At 71.5% G+C, this 15,952-nt stretch carries 20 protein-coding genes; all 20 read left to right on the top strand.

The features are described from left to right. The first annotated feature begins 698 nt into the window (after positions 1–698). The 20 genes from ACP4J0_RS32870 to ACP4J0_RS32965 all read left to right on the top strand — a co-directional run bounded on the left by ACP4J0_RS32870 (position 699) and on the right by ACP4J0_RS32965 (position 15,952). Positions 699–1,145, top strand: a complete 447-nt coding sequence (locus ACP4J0_RS32870; protein ID WP_426602369.1) for a hypothetical protein — start codon at positions 699–701, stop codon at positions 1,143–1,145. 80 nt (positions 1,146–1,225) lie between these two features. Next, a complete protein-coding gene (locus tag ACP4J0_RS32875) occupies positions 1,226–1,729 on the top strand; it encodes a hypothetical protein (protein WP_426602370.1) in 504 nt (167 codons plus the stop codon). 155 nt (positions 1,730–1,884) lie between these two features. Further along, positions 1,885–2,889: a DUF932 domain-containing protein gene (locus ACP4J0_RS32880; RefSeq protein WP_426602371.1), complete on the top strand. Its 1,005-nt coding sequence runs from the start codon at positions 1,885–1,887 to the stop codon at positions 2,887–2,889. 307 nt (positions 2,890–3,196) lie between these two features. Next, positions 3,197–3,664: a hypothetical protein gene (locus ACP4J0_RS32885; protein ID WP_219187682.1), complete on the top strand. Its 468-nt coding sequence runs from the start codon at positions 3,197–3,199 to the stop codon at positions 3,662–3,664. A gap of 54 nt (positions 3,665–3,718) precedes the next feature. Next, a complete protein-coding gene (locus ACP4J0_RS32890; RefSeq protein WP_426602372.1) occupies positions 3,719–4,132 on the top strand; it encodes an SsgA family sporulation/cell division regulator in 414 nt (137 codons plus the stop codon). 135 nt (positions 4,133–4,267) lie between these two features. Continuing rightward, a complete protein-coding gene (locus ACP4J0_RS32895) occupies positions 4,268–5,098 on the top strand; it encodes a hypothetical protein (protein WP_426602373.1) in 831 nt (276 codons plus the stop codon). 80 nt (positions 5,099–5,178) lie between these two features. After that, entirely contained in the window at positions 5,179–5,469 is a 291-nt protein-coding gene (locus ACP4J0_RS32900) for a hypothetical protein (protein ID WP_219187679.1), read from the top strand. Next, positions 5,466–5,651 carry a hypothetical protein gene (locus ACP4J0_RS32905; RefSeq protein WP_391670136.1) on the top strand — a complete coding sequence of 62 codons (186 nt, stop codon included), beginning with the start codon at positions 5,466–5,468 and terminating at the stop codon, positions 5,649–5,651. Before ACP4J0_RS32900 ends, ACP4J0_RS32905 begins: the two co-directional genes overlap by 4 nt. A gap of 9 nt (positions 5,652–5,660) precedes the next feature. Beyond that, the gene (locus tag ACP4J0_RS32910) at positions 5,661–6,008 is read left to right on the top strand and encodes a hypothetical protein (protein WP_006136035.1); all 348 of its coding nucleotides are present in this window, start codon (positions 5,661–5,663) and stop codon (positions 6,006–6,008) included. A gap of 68 nt (positions 6,009–6,076) precedes the next feature. Then, positions 6,077–6,316 (top strand): hypothetical protein, encoded by a 240-nt coding sequence (locus tag ACP4J0_RS32915; protein ID WP_426602374.1) that lies wholly within the window; start codon positions 6,077–6,079, stop codon positions 6,314–6,316. Positions 6,317–6,357: 41 nt separating this feature from the next. Further along, the gene (locus tag ACP4J0_RS32920) at positions 6,358–6,849 is read left to right on the top strand and encodes a hypothetical protein (RefSeq protein ID WP_426602375.1); all 492 of its coding nucleotides are present in this window, start codon (positions 6,358–6,360) and stop codon (positions 6,847–6,849) included. A 502-nt stretch (positions 6,850–7,351) separates the two neighbouring features. Further along, positions 7,352–8,899, top strand: coding sequence for a ParB/RepB/Spo0J family partition protein (locus ACP4J0_RS32925; RefSeq protein WP_426602376.1), 1,548 nt, complete (start codon positions 7,352–7,354; stop codon positions 8,897–8,899). Positions 8,900–8,984: 85 nt separating this feature from the next. Beyond that, positions 8,985–9,308 carry a hypothetical protein gene (locus ACP4J0_RS32930; protein ID WP_052842515.1) on the top strand — a complete coding sequence of 108 codons (324 nt, stop codon included), beginning with the start codon at positions 8,985–8,987 and terminating at the stop codon, positions 9,306–9,308. Positions 9,309–9,431: 123 nt separating this feature from the next. Beyond that, the gene (locus tag ACP4J0_RS32935) at positions 9,432–9,806 is read left to right on the top strand and encodes a hypothetical protein (RefSeq protein ID WP_031023492.1); all 375 of its coding nucleotides are present in this window, start codon (positions 9,432–9,434) and stop codon (positions 9,804–9,806) included. Between the two features lie 188 nt (positions 9,807–9,994). Continuing rightward, positions 9,995–10,534 carry a hypothetical protein gene (locus ACP4J0_RS32940; protein ID WP_426602377.1) on the top strand — a complete coding sequence of 180 codons (540 nt, stop codon included), beginning with the start codon at positions 9,995–9,997 and terminating at the stop codon, positions 10,532–10,534. A gap of 114 nt (positions 10,535–10,648) precedes the next feature. After that, positions 10,649–11,533 (top strand): hypothetical protein, encoded by an 885-nt coding sequence (locus ACP4J0_RS32945; protein WP_426602378.1) that lies wholly within the window; start codon positions 10,649–10,651, stop codon positions 11,531–11,533. A gap of 169 nt (positions 11,534–11,702) precedes the next feature. Next, a complete protein-coding gene (locus ACP4J0_RS32950) occupies positions 11,703–12,245 on the top strand; it encodes a single-stranded DNA-binding protein (RefSeq protein ID WP_426602379.1) in 543 nt (180 codons plus the stop codon). A gap of 76 nt (positions 12,246–12,321) precedes the next feature. After that, positions 12,322–13,164: a DNA-processing protein DprA gene (locus tag ACP4J0_RS32955; protein ID WP_426602380.1), complete on the top strand. Its 843-nt coding sequence runs from the start codon at positions 12,322–12,324 to the stop codon at positions 13,162–13,164. A 63-nt stretch (positions 13,165–13,227) separates the two neighbouring features. Then, positions 13,228–14,448, top strand: a complete 1,221-nt coding sequence (locus tag ACP4J0_RS32960; RefSeq protein WP_426602381.1) for a hypothetical protein — start codon at positions 13,228–13,230, stop codon at positions 14,446–14,448. A gap of 43 nt (positions 14,449–14,491) precedes the next feature. After that, positions 14,492–15,952, top strand: coding sequence for a DNA cytosine methyltransferase (locus ACP4J0_RS32965; RefSeq protein WP_426602382.1), 1,461 nt, complete (start codon positions 14,492–14,494; stop codon positions 15,950–15,952).

The following is a 15,952-nucleotide window of genomic DNA, read 5'->3' on the forward strand; positions in this document are numbered from 1 at the left end:
CGGTGGCCTGCGCTGCGCTACGGCCACCCGGGGCGCACGCGCCCCGGAGGACGGCCCCGCTGCGCGGTGCCGTCAACGGGCCTGCGGCCCGGGCAGCGAGGGGAGAGGGTGGCCCGGGCCGGTGCCTCCATGCTGCCGTGCTTCAAAGTGAAGCGCCAGATTGACTCTGGGATCAGAGCCTACCACCACCTAACTCCGATAACCCCTCAACAAAGCCCCGCCCGAGGCTTCCTGAGCATGCATCAAAAACCCCTGCCAGACCAACTCTGGAAACAACACGCACCCTCATCCCGAATGGGGTGGGGTGCGTGACGGGCTCTGTGTCTTTCTACTGCTCCGGCTTCAGAAGTCGGCCCCAGCAGTGAGCGCACAGGATGAAGGCGCCCTACTCCGGGCTAAAGCCCCGGGCTTTTCTGCCCCGTCCAGGGCCCGAATTGGGCCCCGTTCCCCCACTCTCAGCGCGGCGGCTCCGGCCGACGCGCAAGCAGAATCCAGGCCGCCCGATCCCCGAGGCCGCCGCTCGCACCGCGCCCGCCCGCCTCACTCATCCTTCAACCGTGCGGGGACAAGTGGCAGCAGAGGGGATGTCAGCTCCCCGACCACGGCCAATCGTCCTTCTGACCAGCAACGATTGGAAGCCGACCGCCAGGCAGGTGCAGGAGTTGGTGCAGGAGATTGTGCAGGAGTTTGCGCGTGGGATGGTGCAGCAGATCTTCGATGCTGTATTATGGAACATGTCGGAACGGGGTGGCTCCCCTACCGGCATCACCGAACGTTCGTCAACAGAAAGGCCCAACGTGGAAATCGTCATCAGCGCAGGCAAGGTGACCTCCGGTACGGCCGAGATCAACACCCCCCAGGCCCAGAAGGCGCGCGGGATCGCGAACTTCCTGCCCCGCCCGGAACTGCTCCGGGATGCCGTCATCGAGCACAACCAGGACGAGAACACCACGTCCATTCGATTCGACACCAAGGCCGGTCCCATCCGGGTTGTTCTTCCCGTCGCTCACGGGTTTGAATTCCACATCATCCACGACAGCGAAACCGGCCCCCGAATTCTCGGCACCTTCCGGGGATCGTCCCTTCCCGTCCGAGCCGTCGCCTACCGCATCAGCGAATTCCTGCGGACACGCGGGCTGAAGTAACAGGCAATCTCCGGGGGCCCGGCTCACCGGGCCCCCGGAGCACCGGCCCAGCACTCACATCACCCGAAGGGACAGCCACCATGAGCATGACGAACATCGAGCCCACCCACCGCGCCGAGCCGCCGAGCGAGAGTGAGAGCGAGCAGATGGAGGCCGCGTTCCAGGCAGCCCTGGAGCAGCTTCCCCCCAACACCGGTCTGTCGCACGCCGTGCGCGAGCGGGCCCGCGCTCTGTTCGAGGTCGGATGGATCTCCGGCGTCCGCACCGGCCACACCGGGCCCGCGCTGGCCGGTGTGCCGTTGCCGCCCGAGACGTACAGTGAGGCACTGGCGAGCCTGGCCGCCAGGAGCCAGGACAGCGGCCCCGGTATCGGCCAGTTGGTCAGCTACCACGGTACGCATCAGCGCGCATGGGGGCGTTACTGGGTCACGGGGATTGACCGCCAGTTCAGCCGCTGGGGGCGCGAGTACGTGCTGTACCGCCTGAGCGACTACCGGAGTGGCGTGTTCGTCACCGCCCTGTCCGGAGTCCACGCCGAGAGCATCACGGCGCTGCCCCAGTACTGGCAGAGGCGCACCTCGTGAGTACCGGGGCCTGATGGCCGGCCATTCCGGCCCGGTGGGGCAGCCGGAGTTTTAATCGGTTGCCCCACCACCCAAGTTAGGTATTATGGAACCAGTTCGGGAGGGTTGGCCCCCTACCGGACCCGCCAAAGTTCGTCACCAGAAAGGAAGCCCCAGTGGCCCACGAGATCGAGCAGTTCACCGACGGCACCGCCGCTTTCGCCTCCGCCAACACGAGCGCCTGGCACAAGCTGGGCACCGTCACCGACGGCGCAATGACCGCCGAGGAAGCGATGCGCATCGCCTCCCTGTCCGGCTGGAACGTCCGGCTCCTGCCCCTGACCGCAACCGAGATCACCGCCGACGGCACCACGCCCGTCGAGGTGGCGCAGCACTTCGCGACCGCGCGCACGCACCCGAAGACCGGCCGCACGGAGACGCTGGGAGTGGTCGGCAGCGACTACCACCCGGTCCAGAACGAGGAGCACGCCGAGTTTCTGAACCTGCTGGCCGACGAGTCCGGCGCCCACTTCGAGACCGCCGGATCGCTCAAGAACGGCCGTCAAGTGTTCCTCACCATGAAGATGCCGCAGACCCTCACGATCGGCGGAAACGACGACGTTGATCTCTACATCGCGGCTTTCAACAGCCACGACGGAGGCAGCGCGTTCCGCATCGTGGTGACCCCCGTGCGGGTGGTGTGCGCGAACACCATGCGCGCCGCCCTCCACGGCGCCCGCTCCAGCTTCGTGGTCCGGCACACCGCTGGAGCCAAGGCCCGCATCGCGCAGGCCCGTGACGCCCTGGGTCTGACGTTCCGGTACGCCGAGGAGTTCGAGCAGGCCGCCCAGCGGATGATCGAAGCCGAGATGACGCTCGGGGAGCTGAAGTCGGTGGTCGATCAGCTCTGGCCGGTCAAGGACAGCGACAGCCCCCGGAAGAAGACCAACCAGCGGCAGCGCTGGGGAGCGATCTCGAACCTGTTCGAGCACGCCGCCACGCAGGCCGGGGTCCGGGGCACGCGGTGGGCCGGATACAACGCCCTGACCGAGTACGCGAACCACGTCGCCCCCGCCCAGGGCAAGACCGACACCGAGAAGGCAGCCGCCCGCGCCGAGCGGGTCATCAGCGGCGCCGCCAACGACCTGATGGAGAAGGCATTCGCCCTCACCACGGTCTGACCCCCTGACCGCCGGACGGGCGCCCCTCCCCTCCCCTCCCGGGGCGCCCGTCCGGCCCCACCAACGCCCCACCCGCCCACCTGCCGAGCGCGCAGCGCCCCACCCGAGAAGGGAGCGCGCAGCGCACCCGCCCCGCCGCCAGGCGGCTGCGCAGCAGACCGCCCAGCCGCCCCCGGAGCGCAGCGCAGGGGGCACCCCCCACCGGCTCGCGCAGCGAGCCGCCCACTGCTCCGGGCGCAGCCCGGAGGACCCCGCTGCGCGGGGAGAGAGCAACGCCCCCATCGTTTCCGCTGAGGAGAGACGACCTATGCCCGCCCGCCCGGAACTCGTCCGCCCCGATGACGCCGCCATTGCGGCCGCCGCGCGCCGCACCGTCTCCGCACTCGCCGCCGTGTTCGAAGCTCTCGGCACCGGTGAGCACACCCTGAATCTCGCCGTCGAGCAGACCAACGACGGTTTGGTCAGTGGCCACGCCGACGTGTCCGTCGGCATCGGCCCCGAACGGCTGGCCGTACTGGACGAGACCGAGTTCGGCACGCTGTGCACGCTGATCACTTTCGCGCTGGAGGGCAGCACCGTCCGCCGCGCCGTCCTGGTCGCCAGCACGGCCGCCGAGCCCACCCCCCGGGCCTGCGCGTGGACGGTACGGGACGGATGGCTGCGCCCCATGGACACGGCCGAGCTTGAGTTGGCCGTACGTCCCTGCCCTGGTCTTCCGAACGTGCGCCGGGAGGTCTACAGCGCCCCGGTCCTGGACCAGCCCCACGGCCACTGAGGCCGCGCCCGTCTCTCACCTGCAACGCACACTGAGCGAAAGGCCCTGGTGCTCATGAACAGCACGGTCACCTGCGAGCTGCACGTGCGCCTCGTTGTGACGAGTGAGTCTTCCCTGCCTATCCCGGCGAGCCTGCGCTACGACACGGCCGACCCGTACGCCGTGCAGGCTGCCTTCCACACCGGAGACGACGACACCGTGGACTGGGTGTTCGCCCGCGAGTCTCTCGCCGAAGGTCTCCACCGCCCCACCGGGATCGGTGACGTCCAGATCTGGCCGTCTCGCAGTCACGGCATGGACGTCGTGTGCATCGCCCTGGCGTCCGAGGAAGGTGAGGCCCTGCTCCACGCCCCGGCGAAGGTCCTGGAGTCCTTCCTGCGGCGCACGGACGCCGCCGTGCCGCCCGGCACGGAAGGCGGTCACCTCAACCTCGATCAGGAGCTTTCGCGCTTCCTGGCAGAGAGCTAGGCGAGGCCCGCAAGCGCGCCGGTGCCGTCGCCTCGGGTGACGGCACCGGCCCCGAGCCTTCCCCCACCGGCCCCCGGCACCTGCCGGGGCCCTCTCCCGAAAGCCACCGCTGCGAACGCCCAGGAGGCACCGTCCATGAACCGTGGCAGCCTGACCGTCGCGACCCCCGCAGGCACCGTGCACGCGACCGCCGGCCCCCGCCGGGGTGACGCCGTCGTGTTCGAGCTGGGCGGCGCGATGCGCGGCAGCGTGCACGTCACCGGCACGCACCACCCCCAGCACTGGGACCGGTTCACCGCCGTCCGCGCCTGTCTCGGCCCCGTCAACGCCTACCAGACCACCGCCCCCGACGACGCGCTGCCCCGCCTCGCCCGCGGCAGCAGCGGCTACCGGGGAAGCCTCAGGCTGTACACCGACGTCGTCGGCCGCCCCGAAGTGTCGGTCTATCCGATGGAGACCGCCGCCGGGCACGAGCCGTCCCCGAAGACGGCCGCGACGCTCACCGCCGTCCTGCGTGCCTGCGCCGAGCACGTCATACAGCGCGAGGACCTGCCCGCCATCCTCACCGCCTCCCGCGAGCGCGACACCCCCGCCCTGCTGCGCTTCCTGGACTGGTCGGTCACCCACCACCAGGCCGAAGCCGCGCGCCTCGAAGCGGAGACCCGGGCCGCCCACCCCGCCCGGCGCGCAGCCGTGGCCGCCTGGTGGACCGTTGCGCGCTGGTTCACCGCCTCCCCGCACCCGGTGCTGCTGGTGATGCTGGCCGACTACCCCGGCTCACTGTCCCGCCACGTCTCCGTCATGCAGTGGCTGGCCCCCTACTGCCTGACCGCCGCCAGCCGCGAACACGACCAGGCCCGCCGCGCCGAGACCGAGGCCGCCGGCCTGCGGAACCAGCAGATTCGCCAGCGCCGTCGCGGCCTCACTGACAGCGAGCGTGTCCGTAACGATCTCACCCGCCGCTAGGCCTCCGTGGCCTCCGCGCCGGGGCGACGAGCCGCCCCGGCGCCCGCCCTCGCATGCCCTTGAGCAGGAGGAGATACCTCGTGGCCACGTTCAGCCACGCCACACCGGAACGCTGCGCCCAGCTCGGCCGTGCCCTCACCGCCGCCGGCCTCACCTGGAGCGACAACGGCCAGCAAGGCGCCCCCCAGTTCCTGACCTACACCGTCACCGACTCCCACAGCCGCACATGGCGGATCAGCCCCGCCACGAGCTTCCAGATCTCCCCCTCCGCCCCGGGGCAGATCTGGCAGGCCAGCTGCCCCGCTCTGATGACCACCACCCCCGTCCTGTCCGCCCGCCAGGTAGCGGAGCACATCAGGGACGCGGCATGAGCAGCCCACCGCCGCCGTTCCGTCCCGAGGACTTCGACGAGCGCTGCGAGACCTGCGGCGCGCCGCCCGGCCAGCTCTGCCGGGCGTGGTGCGACACCGGATACACCGCCGAAGACGCCCGAGCCGACGCCGAGCGCCACACCACCCAGTCGTTCACGTCGCCTGCCCGACCCGAGTCCTGAGGAGTTGCCATGCTGCGAGCGCTGCGCCGTGCCCTGCGACCGGCCCGCCTGCGTATCCCCGCCCGCCGCTTCACGGCCGGAATCGCGGCACTGCCGCCCACCGCCCGCGAAGCGTTCGGCACCGACGCCACCGCCGCGGAGGCCATCGCCTACAACCGCAGTCGCGTCGCCACCGCGACCGCCGTCGCCCTCTACCGCAGCGGGCACGTGCTGCCGATGCCAGACGACCACCTGGACGACGCCGTGCGCGCCCTGGACGACTTCCCGTACTCGGCCCCGAGCCCGGAGACCCGCGCCGCCATCCGTGCCGCCCTCGCCGTCCTGGAGGCCGACTACACCGTCACCGTCGCCCACTGACCCATCCCATCCCCACCAGCCTGCGGGCCGCCCGCCACCGGGGTGGCCCGCACTGAAAGGAGCTTCCGGTGTTCCTGGTCACGCCCGACCCAATCCACGGCCTGGTGGCCGCCCCCCGCTCCCCCGAAGACCTCACCCCCGGCACCGAAGAGACGCTCACCGCCCAGGGGTTCACCTGGAACAGCGACATCGAGGCCTACGCCCGCCCGACCGATCACAGCTCCGAGGCCGTGGACCGCACCGCCGGCGCACTGCGCGAGCTCGGTCACTACGTCTTCTCCGCACACACGCCGCTGTCTCGCGACTGACAGCGCCGGCCCCCTCCCTCCGACCGAACAGGACAACGCCCATGAGGCCTTTGGAACTTGCCGAACTACTGACCGCCCCGACCGAGCATCCAGTCCGGGAGGCGCTGCGTGAACTCGCCCCCAGGGAACTGGACGCGCTGGTCATCGCGGCACTGGCGGCCACTGAGGAGGCGTGGCGGCAGGTGCTGGTGAGCCGGGTCAAGGCATTCGCGGCCGGGCAGCCCGGGGACGGACGCCCGGCAGTGGCCGCCTACTTCACCACCACGGAACGGCGCGCAGCCGACGGCATGTGCCTGGGCTGGAGTCCCTTCGTCGCCGCCCTCTCGGACACCGAGGCCATTCCGGATCTCCGGCCCACCCGGACCAAGGTGACCGCCGTGCCTGTCGGGGAAGCCGCGCTGGCGGAAGAGGTCTTCGCCGACCCCGAACTGACCGCGGCGCTCAACCGGCTCGCGGTACTGGACCCGCCCGACCACGGGGACATCCTGCGCGTCCACCTCCCCACCCGCGCAGTCACCCGCATCAGCACCTGACCGCCGGTCCGTAGCCGTCGGCGGTGGGGTAGCGCCAGGAAAACCCGTTGCCCCACCGCCAGCGGTAGGTATTATGAAATCTGTTACGCCTGATGCCCCCACACCGGAGCCGCCGACGGCAACTCCGCACAGACGGCTGGCCCCACCCAGACCCCATTCCCGGCCACGAGAGAGGTCCCGCCATGCCCCGACCCGCCACGCCCCCGCCGCTCCCGCCGGCCCTCACGGCCGATACCGACCGCAGATGCGTCGACTGCGGCCTACCCTGCACCGAGCAGGTGACCACCATCCCTCGCCTCCGGGGCGGAAGCCGCGCCGTATACGCCTGCTCCGTACATGCGGCGCGGCGCCGCAAGGCTTCCTGACCTGCACTTCCAACCAGCGAGGCAGCGTCGAGCAATTCAGTTGCCCTATCAAAGTGAAGTATTATGGAACACGTCGAGAGGGTGGCGCCCTCCCGACACCGCTGAAAGTCCGTCAACCCAGCACAAGGAGGCCAGACATGGCCACAGTCACCGAGTCCCCCACCGCCGAGACGGCCGAGACCGCCCCGGTAGACGCCGACGAGACGAGCCTCACCGCCGTCCTGCTCGACCCGGACGCGATCACGCGCGACGAGTGCAACGCCCGCGAGACGGACACCGAGCCCGACACCGACCTGATCAACTCCGTCAAGGCCGTGGGCGTCCAGGACCCGGTCAGCGTCCGCCCCCGCCCGGACGGCACCTATGGCGCGTTCAAGGGCTGGCGGCGCACCCAGGCCGCGCAGATCGCCAACGCCGCCGCCGAGGCGGAGGGCCACCCCAGGCGGCAGATCAAGGCGTACGTGCGCGCGGATCTGGTCGGCCGGGACGCCTGGACGCGGTTCCTGTCCCTGATCGAGAACCACCAGCGGCAGGGCATGTCCCCCAAGGACACTCTCAAGGCCGCCGAACTGTCGCTGATCGGGATGGACGAGGTAGAGCAGAAGCAGGCCGCGCGGGCCCTGGGCCTCAAGCGCGGCACCGGCAAGCGGCTGGGCCGTGCGCAGCAGCTCGATGACGCCACGCTGCGCCGGGCCTCCGCCGGGGGCATGGACCTCGAACAGCTCGCGCAGCTCGCCGAGGTCGAGGACGTGCCCGGCGCGCAGGACCGTCTCCTGCGGGCGCTGGCCCGGGACGAGGCGGAGGAGGGCGGCGGGCGCGGCCACTGGGACCAGGAACTCGCGCTGCTCAAGGCCGAACAGGAGGACCTGGACGCCCGCAGGAAGGCCGTCGCGGCTCTGGAGGAGGCGGGCGCGCCCCTGCTGCCCGCGCACCGCCCGTACGGGGAGAAGGACACCGCCCGGCCGCTGTCGGAGCTGACCACGCCGCTGGGCAACCCGCTGGACGAGAAAGGGCACAAGGGCTGCCCCGGCCACAGCGCCCGGCTCGACGACGAGCACCAGCCCGTCTGGTACTGCGCCGACCCGGCCGAGCACGGTCACAAGGTGCGCCCGAAGCCGAAGCCGGTCAAGACGCCCGAGGACGAGGAGAAGGCCGCCGAGCGGGCACGCATCACCGCCTGCAACCGGGCCTGGAAGGCTGCCGCCGGGCCCCGCAAGGAGTTCGTTGCCCGGCTGGTGCGCGGCAGCAAGGCCCTGCCGGAGGAAGCCTGGCGGTTCGCCCTGACCGTGCTGCTGGACCTCCCCTCCTTCTACGGCAAGTGGGCGCAGCGGCAGGAGGCCGAGGACGTCGCCCAACTGCTGGGCGTGAAGCTGCCCGACAGCCCTTTCGAGCGGGTGCGGCTGTCGGAGCTGGCGACCCTGTCCAAGGCCCGCATGGCCCACGTGCTGTTCGCGCACGTCGCCGCCGCCTTCGAGCGCGACATGCGTGACCCGAAGGGCTGGAACGCCGCCCGCATGCAGGTCAGCTTCCTGTGGGAGAACCCCACCCCCGAACAGGCCGCCTACCTGCTGCTGCTGGAAAAGCTCGGCCAGGACGACAAGGGCAGCTACCGGCTGTCCGAGGTCGAGGAACAGGCCGTCGCCGCGCACCGGGGCGAGGCCCGGGGCGACGACTCCGCCGCCTGAGCCGCCCCGGACATCACCCCACGGCCGGGCACCACGTGCCCGGCCCCCCCACCCACGCACGAGCGAGACCCGCTTGGAGTCCGTCATGCACAAGTCCGGCACCGCCGATCCCGCCCAGCCGGTCGATGGCGACCAGCCGCTCACCCTGGATGTGCTGCGGCGACTGGTCGGCAACGACTGGGCCCGTCTCCCGGGCGACACCCTGGTCGTGCTCTCCCGCGACACCGAGGGCAACCTCTACTCGCCGTTCAGCACCTACGCGATCGGCCGGTACTCCCCCGTCTACGAGCTGACCGGTGAGGTGTACCCGCTGGAGAGCGAACTCGCGGCAGACACCGAGCTGCGCGCGCTGTTCCCGAAGGTTCCGGCCGACGCCCGCGCTGCCCTGGTGCTCTACCCGCTCGGCTGACCGCCGGCACCCGGCGGGCACCTCACAGCCGGTGCCTGCCCCCGGCCCACCCGTGGCGCCGGTTCCCGCCGGGCGTCTCACGTCCGGTCCCCCCGCACCACAGACCCGAGAAAGGACACACTCATGCCCACCCTGGCCGAGGTCCGCGCCTTCATCAGCGAGCTGCCCGACGTCGTCTCCGTGGCCGCCCTCCAGGAGGCCGCCACCAACCGCCTGATCCAGCTGGACGCCGCCAAGCGCCCGGTCATCACTCCCGGCCGCACCGCCAGGATCGGCACGACAATCACCCCGGCGTGCCTGCGCCTGCTGACCGGCACCGTCCAGCAGCCCAACCGCACGCGCAGCCGCTTCGACTTCCTGCTGGACGAAGCCTCCACCGAGCGGCTGCGCCGCGACCCGAGCAACACCCGCTTCCGCGTCGCCGACGGCGAGAAGCGGTATCGGCTCGCCAAGGTCCCGGCCGCCTGCATCGAGCTCACCGACCCGGCCGACTCCTGAGAACACCGACCCCTGGGGGCAGCAGGCTGTGCTGCCCCCAGGGGACCGCGCCGGCAGGCCGCCGGTTCGAGCCCGGCGATGCCAGCCGTCAGAGCACGGCCACTCCCCCGTCAGCCCTTGAGAAAGCAGAGGCACCCATGGTCATCTCCCCAGGCGCCGTCGCAGCCGCCCGAACGTACGCCAGCGACATGAGCTGTGCGCCCCTGCCAGAGCCGTCACCCGCCGATGACGACGGCCCGCTGAAGCCGGCGCACGAAGCCGCGTACTACCTGGGGATGGGTGAGACGTTCCGCATCCTCACCCGTCCCGGAGAACCGGCCGGCCCGGACGTGAAGGAGCTGAGCAGCGCCGTGCGGGCGGTGCCAGGCACTGGCCTCTGGTACCGCCGCGGCGACGAGGCCGCCCGCCGGATCGTCACCTCCAACCAGCGCATCCGCACGCTGCCCCAGGACCCCGACCAGCTCTGGGCACTGCTCGCCGACGTACTCCAGGCCCTGGACCAACTCGGCCAGGCCCCGCAACTGGACGGCAGCAACCTGCGCCGTGCCCACCTACTCGGCCGCCCGGCGGCAATCCGCCGCACCGACCCCACCGGCGGCTGGGGCCCCGTGCGCGTGCAGTGGAACCCGGACGGCACCGGCCGCTGGACAGACCTCCACCACGGTCACTGGCAATGGCCCCACCCGGCAGCCGAACCCACCGCGCCAGCCCCGCAACCACACGACTGACCGCCCCGGCCGTCCCGCCCTGTCCGGCGGGCAGGGCGGGACGGCCGTCACCATCCGGCAACTGACGCCCAGTTGCCCCGCCCTGCGATCCGAGGGAGAAGACAGATGCACTCGATGCTGATCACACCAGACCCGGCCACGCCCGCCGGCGCGGCCATCATCGATCTGGCCACACTGATGGACGCCCTCCAGGCCCGCACCGGCGAATGGCCGGGCGCGGAGACCGCCGACGTCCTCAGCGGCTGGCTGAGCCGCTTCAGCTTCGCCGTGCCCACCGCCCTCACGGCGCAGCGGGCCGGCCGGGCGTGGGTGCTGCGCCGGTGGGACCGGCGCAGCGAGGAGGTGACGCTCTGGTCCGACGAGGCCTCCGCACTGGCCTCACTGGCGCAGCACGTGCGCAGCTGCTGGGACAAGGTGGCAGGCAATGACGGTGTGCCCTACCTTCCTCCCGTCGACGACCGGATGGCTGTCGACGTCTACTACGGCCCAGTAGAGGACCGGTGCGAAGAGGACTACACGCTGCGGGCGTACGACGTCCTCCGCCACGGCGACGCACCCCACAGCCTGAGCCTCACGGACGGCCAGGCCTGCGCGGAGGCCAACAGCGCGGCGGTCTTCCACCCGATGGAGGGACCCGACGACGAGAGCCTGCCCTGCATCGAGATCGCCGGGGTCCTCGTGTTCGCCTACCTCGACGCCGACACCAGGGCCGTGCGGGTCTCCGTCCACCTGGACACCACCGACGAGCAGCTGCTCCAGGCCGACGGCACGGTCCCGGTGCAGGTGGACGTCGAGGACGCCACAGTGTTCACCCATCCCCCTACGCCGCCGTCGCAGACGCCGACCGGCTGGAGGGCCCGCCTCGGGCAGCTCGCCCGCCCCGCCACCAGGCCCGGCGGCGTCGAGCGGCAGGGGGATGTCCAGGAGACATCCTGCTGCTGCGAGGGTCCGGGGCCCTGCCGCAAGGCCCGGCCGCCAAAGGAACAGCGCGCCGCGTAGCACCGGGCAGAGCGGGCGCGGTCGTGACTGCGGCCGGCCCCGCAGGGACGGGTGCTCCCACCCGGTTGGGAAAAAGGGGATGACACCCGCGCCGTTTCAAGTATTATGGAATCTGTCCGGATGGCTTCCGGGCACCGCCTCACGTTCGTCACATCGAGGAGCGCCCCGCATGAATGGAGAGACGACCGCCGTCATCCGCGGCCGCGTGTACGGAACCGTGCAGCTGCGCCACACCGAACGCGGCACCCCAGCGGCCCGCTTCACCGTGGTACAGATCCCGCGCGAGTACGACTACCCGCAGCGCCAGTGGCGCGACGGGGAGCCGGTCCCCGTGATCTGCACGGTCACCGGCCCGCTCGCCCGGCACGTCGCCGAGTGCCTCACCGACGCCGTGCACGTGATCGCCACCGGGGACGTGGCCCTGCGCGACAACGTGCTCTACCTCGACTCCGCTCAGGTCGGTGTGGATCTCGCCCACCACGTCGCCTACATCGACGACACCCTGCCCGCCGTCCTCGCCGGACGCGCTCCCGCTTCGACCCCGCGCCCGACGGCCGCGCCCCAGGCGCCAGCCGCTCACCGGGCCCGACCGAGCCGTCCCGCCCCACCAGCCCGACCGGCCCCGGTCCCGGCCGCCGCGACCGACTGGTGGCGGTCCGCGCCCCGCACGACCTGGGACGCCCCCGCCGCGCCCAGCCGCACCGCGCGCTGACCGCACTCACCCCCAGCTCACCGCTCCGCACGGCGTCGGCGGCATGCCCGCCGACGCCCCCTCACGGAGGTTCACCATGCCCTGCCCCGCCCTGCCCGAACGCGCCGCCCGTGCCGCGCTCGCCGAGCACTTCACTCCCGCGCAACTCGCCGCCGACCTAGCCACGTTCAGCGCCGAGGAGGTGTGGGAGCGGCGTGTCCGCAACGACAACAGCGGGCGCCTGGCCCAGTACAAGCCCGCTGGCGAACTCGGCGACGCGCAACTGACCTGCCAGTTCATCATCCCCTCTGACGAGGTCTGGCCCGCCTCCCTGGCCGACCTCGGGCCAGACTGCCCGCTCGGTCTGTGGGCCCGGGGAGGGGACCGGCTCCCGCAGCTCACCGCCCGCGCCGTCGCGGTGACCGGCAACCGCAACGCGACCGTGCCGGCCCTGGACCGTGCGGCCGCCTTCGCCACCGCCGTCGCCGAGGCAGGTCACACAGTCACCGCGACACTCGCGTACGGCGTGGACTCGGCAGCCCACCGGGCTGCCGCCCTGGCCGGACGGGCAACGCTCGCAGTCCTGCCCTGCGGCCTGGACCGCGCCCATCCGCACGACCACGCCCAGCTGCTGGGTTCCATCCCCGCCAACGGCGGCGCCGTACTCAGCCTCTACCGGCCGGGCACCGCGCCCAGCGGCGCCACACTCAAAGCCACCTCCGTCCTGCTCGCCGCGCTCACGCGCACGGTGATCCTCATCGAGGCCCTGGACCACGCCGAGGCGGCAATGCGCACCGCCGAGGCCGCAACCGCCCTGAACCGCCCCCTGCTCTGCCCGCCTGCCGCCGAGGACGTCCGCGCCGACGGCAGCGCCCGACTGCTCGCCGAGCAGCGCGCCGTCCTGGTCCCGGACCCCGCACGCGCTCTCGCCCTGCTCTGACATCCCCTACCGCCCCCGTGCCCGGCCGCTCCGGGCACGGGGCGGCCGCCGAAGGAGTGCCGGATGACCCGCACCGCGTACACGCCGTCGCTGCCCGGCCTCAGCACCACTGACGGCCTGGACACCGTCATCAACTGGGGCTTAGGTGCCGACTCCACGGCCTACCTCGCACGGATGCTCACCGCCCCCTCCGCGCACGGCATCGACCTGGACCGCACCGCCGTCCTCTACATGGCCACCGGCAGCGAGTGGCCCGAGACCCGGCTCCTGGTCGAGGAATTCATGCTGCCGCTGCTGCGCGAGCACGGCGTGCGCCTGATCCAGCTGGCGCGCAACGGACACCGGAAGGAAGACGGGTTCACAGTCCTGGACGACTCCCGCAGCCCCGAGCGGCTCCTCGTCCGCGGGCCGTGGACGCTGTGGGACGACCTGGAGTCCGTCGGCACCGTCCCCCAGCAGGCCGGCACCCGCAAGTGCAGCCTGTGGGCCAAGGGCGCGGTCGGTGACTGGTGGCTCGCCCAGGTCTTCAACGGCCGTCCCTTCCGGCAGGTCATGGGCTTCAACGCCGACGAGAAAGGGCGCTGCCTGCGGGACGAGACCGCGTCCAAGCTCCCCGGACGGGCCGGCCTCTACCCGCTCGTCGACTGGGGCTGGGGACGGCAGCAGGTCGAGGACTACCTCCTGGCGCGGTTCGGCGTGCACTGGCCCAAGAGCTACTGCACGTTCTGCTGCTTCCCCGTCTCCATGGGCGCCCTGCCCGCCCACCTGGAACGCATGCGCACGCACCCGGACATCGCCGGTGAGGTGCTGCGCCTGGAGTACACGGCGATGAGCCTCAACCCGAACGCAAAGCTGTACGGCCGCAGGACCCTGCTCGAGTTCTTCGACCGGGCGCGGCCGCGGGACCGGGCGTGCCTGGAGGCTTTCGAGCGGGAGCTGGACATGCCGTGGGCGCTCTACCACGTGCGCCGACTGTTCCTCGTGTCAGCCGACGGCGGGCGGCGTCCGGTGATGCGCTCCACCGAGCGCGTCGACATCGGCCGCCCTCAGCAGCTCGCCCGTCGGCTGATCTCTGTATCCGAGCGGCATCGCGTCGACGTCGAGCACGACCCGGTGTTCGGACGGGCCCGGGCATGGGTCCGCCCCCGCGGCACGGCGTGGCCGATGGCCGAGGAGCTGTTCGCCACCGCGCCCGCCCGCGTGATCGACAAGCAGGACAAGAACTTCGAGCCGGAATGGGAGGCCCTGACCTCGGGCTCCACCGCCCAGCTCCCGCTCGCCTGAACCCTCGTCGCCTCTTTTCTTCTGAAGATCAAGGAGCTTCACCGTGCTCGTCACCATGACCGATCTGTTCTGCGGCGCCGGCGGATCCACCTGCGGGGCCCTCCAGATCCCCGGGGTGCGCGTCGTGATGGCCGCCAACCACTCCCGGCACGCCATCAACACCCACCAGCACAACCACCCCACGACCGACCACGACTGCGCGGACATCTCGCAGGTAGTGCCCACCCGATACCCGCGCACCGACATCCTTTGGGGGTCGCCGGAGTGCACGCACCACACCCGCGCCCGGGGCAAGAAGCGCGGCCACGGCGAGTTCGACGGCGGCCTGTTCGCCACCGACGGCACCGACGAGGCCGCCATCCGTTCCCGCGCCACCATGCACGACATCGCCCGCTTCGCCGAACACCACCGCTATCGGGCGATCATCGTCGAGAACGTCCCCGACGCCCGCTGGTGGGGCCCGGAGGAAGCGCCGGGCTTCGCCTTCGACAACTGGGTACGCAGTGTCGCGCTGTGGGGGCCGTACGACTACCGGATCGTCTACCTCGACTCCTGCCACGCCCAGGCCGCCGGGCCCGGATCGCGCTCGCGCCGGCCACGGATGTACGTCATCTTCTGGCGCAAGGGTGACCGCGCGCCGGACTTCGACAAGTGGTTACGGCCGTACGGAGTCTGCCCCCGGCACGGCTGGGTGCGCCTGATGCAGTGCTTCAAGCGGACCCGGGTGTGCAGCCCGGAACGCCCCTGGGGCGTTTACGGCGTCAAGACGGGCCAGTACGTCTACCGCTGCCCGCGCGTCGAGTGCCGCCACCAGGCCGTGGAACCTCAGGTGCGGGGTGCGGCGGAAGCGATCGATTTCACCCTCCCCGCCCGGACGATCGGAGAGCGCAGCAGGCCGCTGGTGGCCAACACCATGCGCAAGATCCGCGCCGGCTGGGAGAAGTACCGGCAGGCGGTCCGCGGCGAGGGTGCTGTGATCGAGCCGTACATGATCGAGCTGCACGGCGGTGGCTCCAGCCACCGGCCCGCCACGGCGCCCATGTCCACACTCACCGCGGGCGGCATCAACCACGGCGTCGTCTACGCCGATCCCGCCGTCCATGACCTGTTGCCGTACTACGGCAACAGCAGCGCGCAGCCGGTCACAGCTCCGATGCCCACCCTCACCACGCGGGACCGGCACGGACTGATCGGCTACGCGGTCAGCCTGGAAGAGTGCCGCTACCGGATGCTCATTCCCCGCGAAGCGGCGCGGGCCATGGAATTCCCCGAGGACTTCGTCTTCCTCGGGGACCGTGACCAGACGATCGAAATGATCGGCAACGCCGTGACCACCAACGCTGCACGCGACCTGGTCGGAATGGTCGTCGAGGCCCTGACGGGCGAGGACGTCTCCTTGCCCGCCAACAGCAGCTCCCTGCCGGTGAGCGCGGATCCCGGAACCCCACAGGCCGCCGCCCAGCCCACGGCATCCGTTCCCTCCATCCCGGCCCAGGGGAGCTGA

It is taken from the genome of Streptomyces sp. WG7, from assembly GCF_049975785.1.
In the GTDB taxonomy this organism is placed as follows: domain Bacteria; phylum Actinomycetota; class Actinomycetes; order Streptomycetales; family Streptomycetaceae; genus Streptomyces.

Coding starts and splice junctions, on each gene's coding strand:
- ACP4J0_RS32955 (WP_426602380.1), top strand. CDS start 12,322: ATGCCCTGCCCCGCCCTGCCCGAACGCGCCGCCCGTGCCGCGCTCGCC.
- ACP4J0_RS32870 (WP_426602369.1), top strand. CDS start 699: ATGGTGCAGCAGATCTTCGATGCTGTATTATGGAACATGTCGGAACGG.
- ACP4J0_RS32925 (WP_426602376.1), top strand. CDS start 7,352: ATGGCCACAGTCACCGAGTCCCCCACCGCCGAGACGGCCGAGACCGCC.
- ACP4J0_RS32875 (WP_426602370.1), top strand. CDS start 1,226: ATGAGCATGACGAACATCGAGCCCACCCACCGCGCCGAGCCGCCGAGC.
- ACP4J0_RS32935 (WP_031023492.1), top strand. CDS start 9,432: ATGCCCACCCTGGCCGAGGTCCGCGCCTTCATCAGCGAGCTGCCCGAC.
- ACP4J0_RS32930 (WP_052842515.1), top strand. CDS start 8,985: ATGCACAAGTCCGGCACCGCCGATCCCGCCCAGCCGGTCGATGGCGAC.
- ACP4J0_RS32895 (WP_426602373.1), top strand. CDS start 4,268: ATGAACCGTGGCAGCCTGACCGTCGCGACCCCCGCAGGCACCGTGCAC.
- ACP4J0_RS32890 (WP_426602372.1), top strand. CDS start 3,719: ATGAACAGCACGGTCACCTGCGAGCTGCACGTGCGCCTCGTTGTGACG.
- ACP4J0_RS32920 (WP_426602375.1), top strand. CDS start 6,358: ATGAGGCCTTTGGAACTTGCCGAACTACTGACCGCCCCGACCGAGCAT.
- ACP4J0_RS32950 (WP_426602379.1), top strand. CDS start 11,703: ATGAATGGAGAGACGACCGCCGTCATCCGCGGCCGCGTGTACGGAACC.
- ACP4J0_RS32885 (WP_219187682.1), top strand. CDS start 3,197: ATGCCCGCCCGCCCGGAACTCGTCCGCCCCGATGACGCCGCCATTGCG.
- ACP4J0_RS32945 (WP_426602378.1), top strand. CDS start 10,649: ATGCTGATCACACCAGACCCGGCCACGCCCGCCGGCGCGGCCATCATC.
- ACP4J0_RS32905 (WP_391670136.1), top strand. CDS start 5,466: ATGAGCAGCCCACCGCCGCCGTTCCGTCCCGAGGACTTCGACGAGCGC.
- ACP4J0_RS32910 (WP_006136035.1), top strand. CDS start 5,661: ATGCTGCGAGCGCTGCGCCGTGCCCTGCGACCGGCCCGCCTGCGTATC.
- ACP4J0_RS32960 (WP_426602381.1), top strand. CDS start 13,228: ATGACCCGCACCGCGTACACGCCGTCGCTGCCCGGCCTCAGCACCACT.
- ACP4J0_RS32940 (WP_426602377.1), top strand. CDS start 9,995: ATGAGCTGTGCGCCCCTGCCAGAGCCGTCACCCGCCGATGACGACGGC.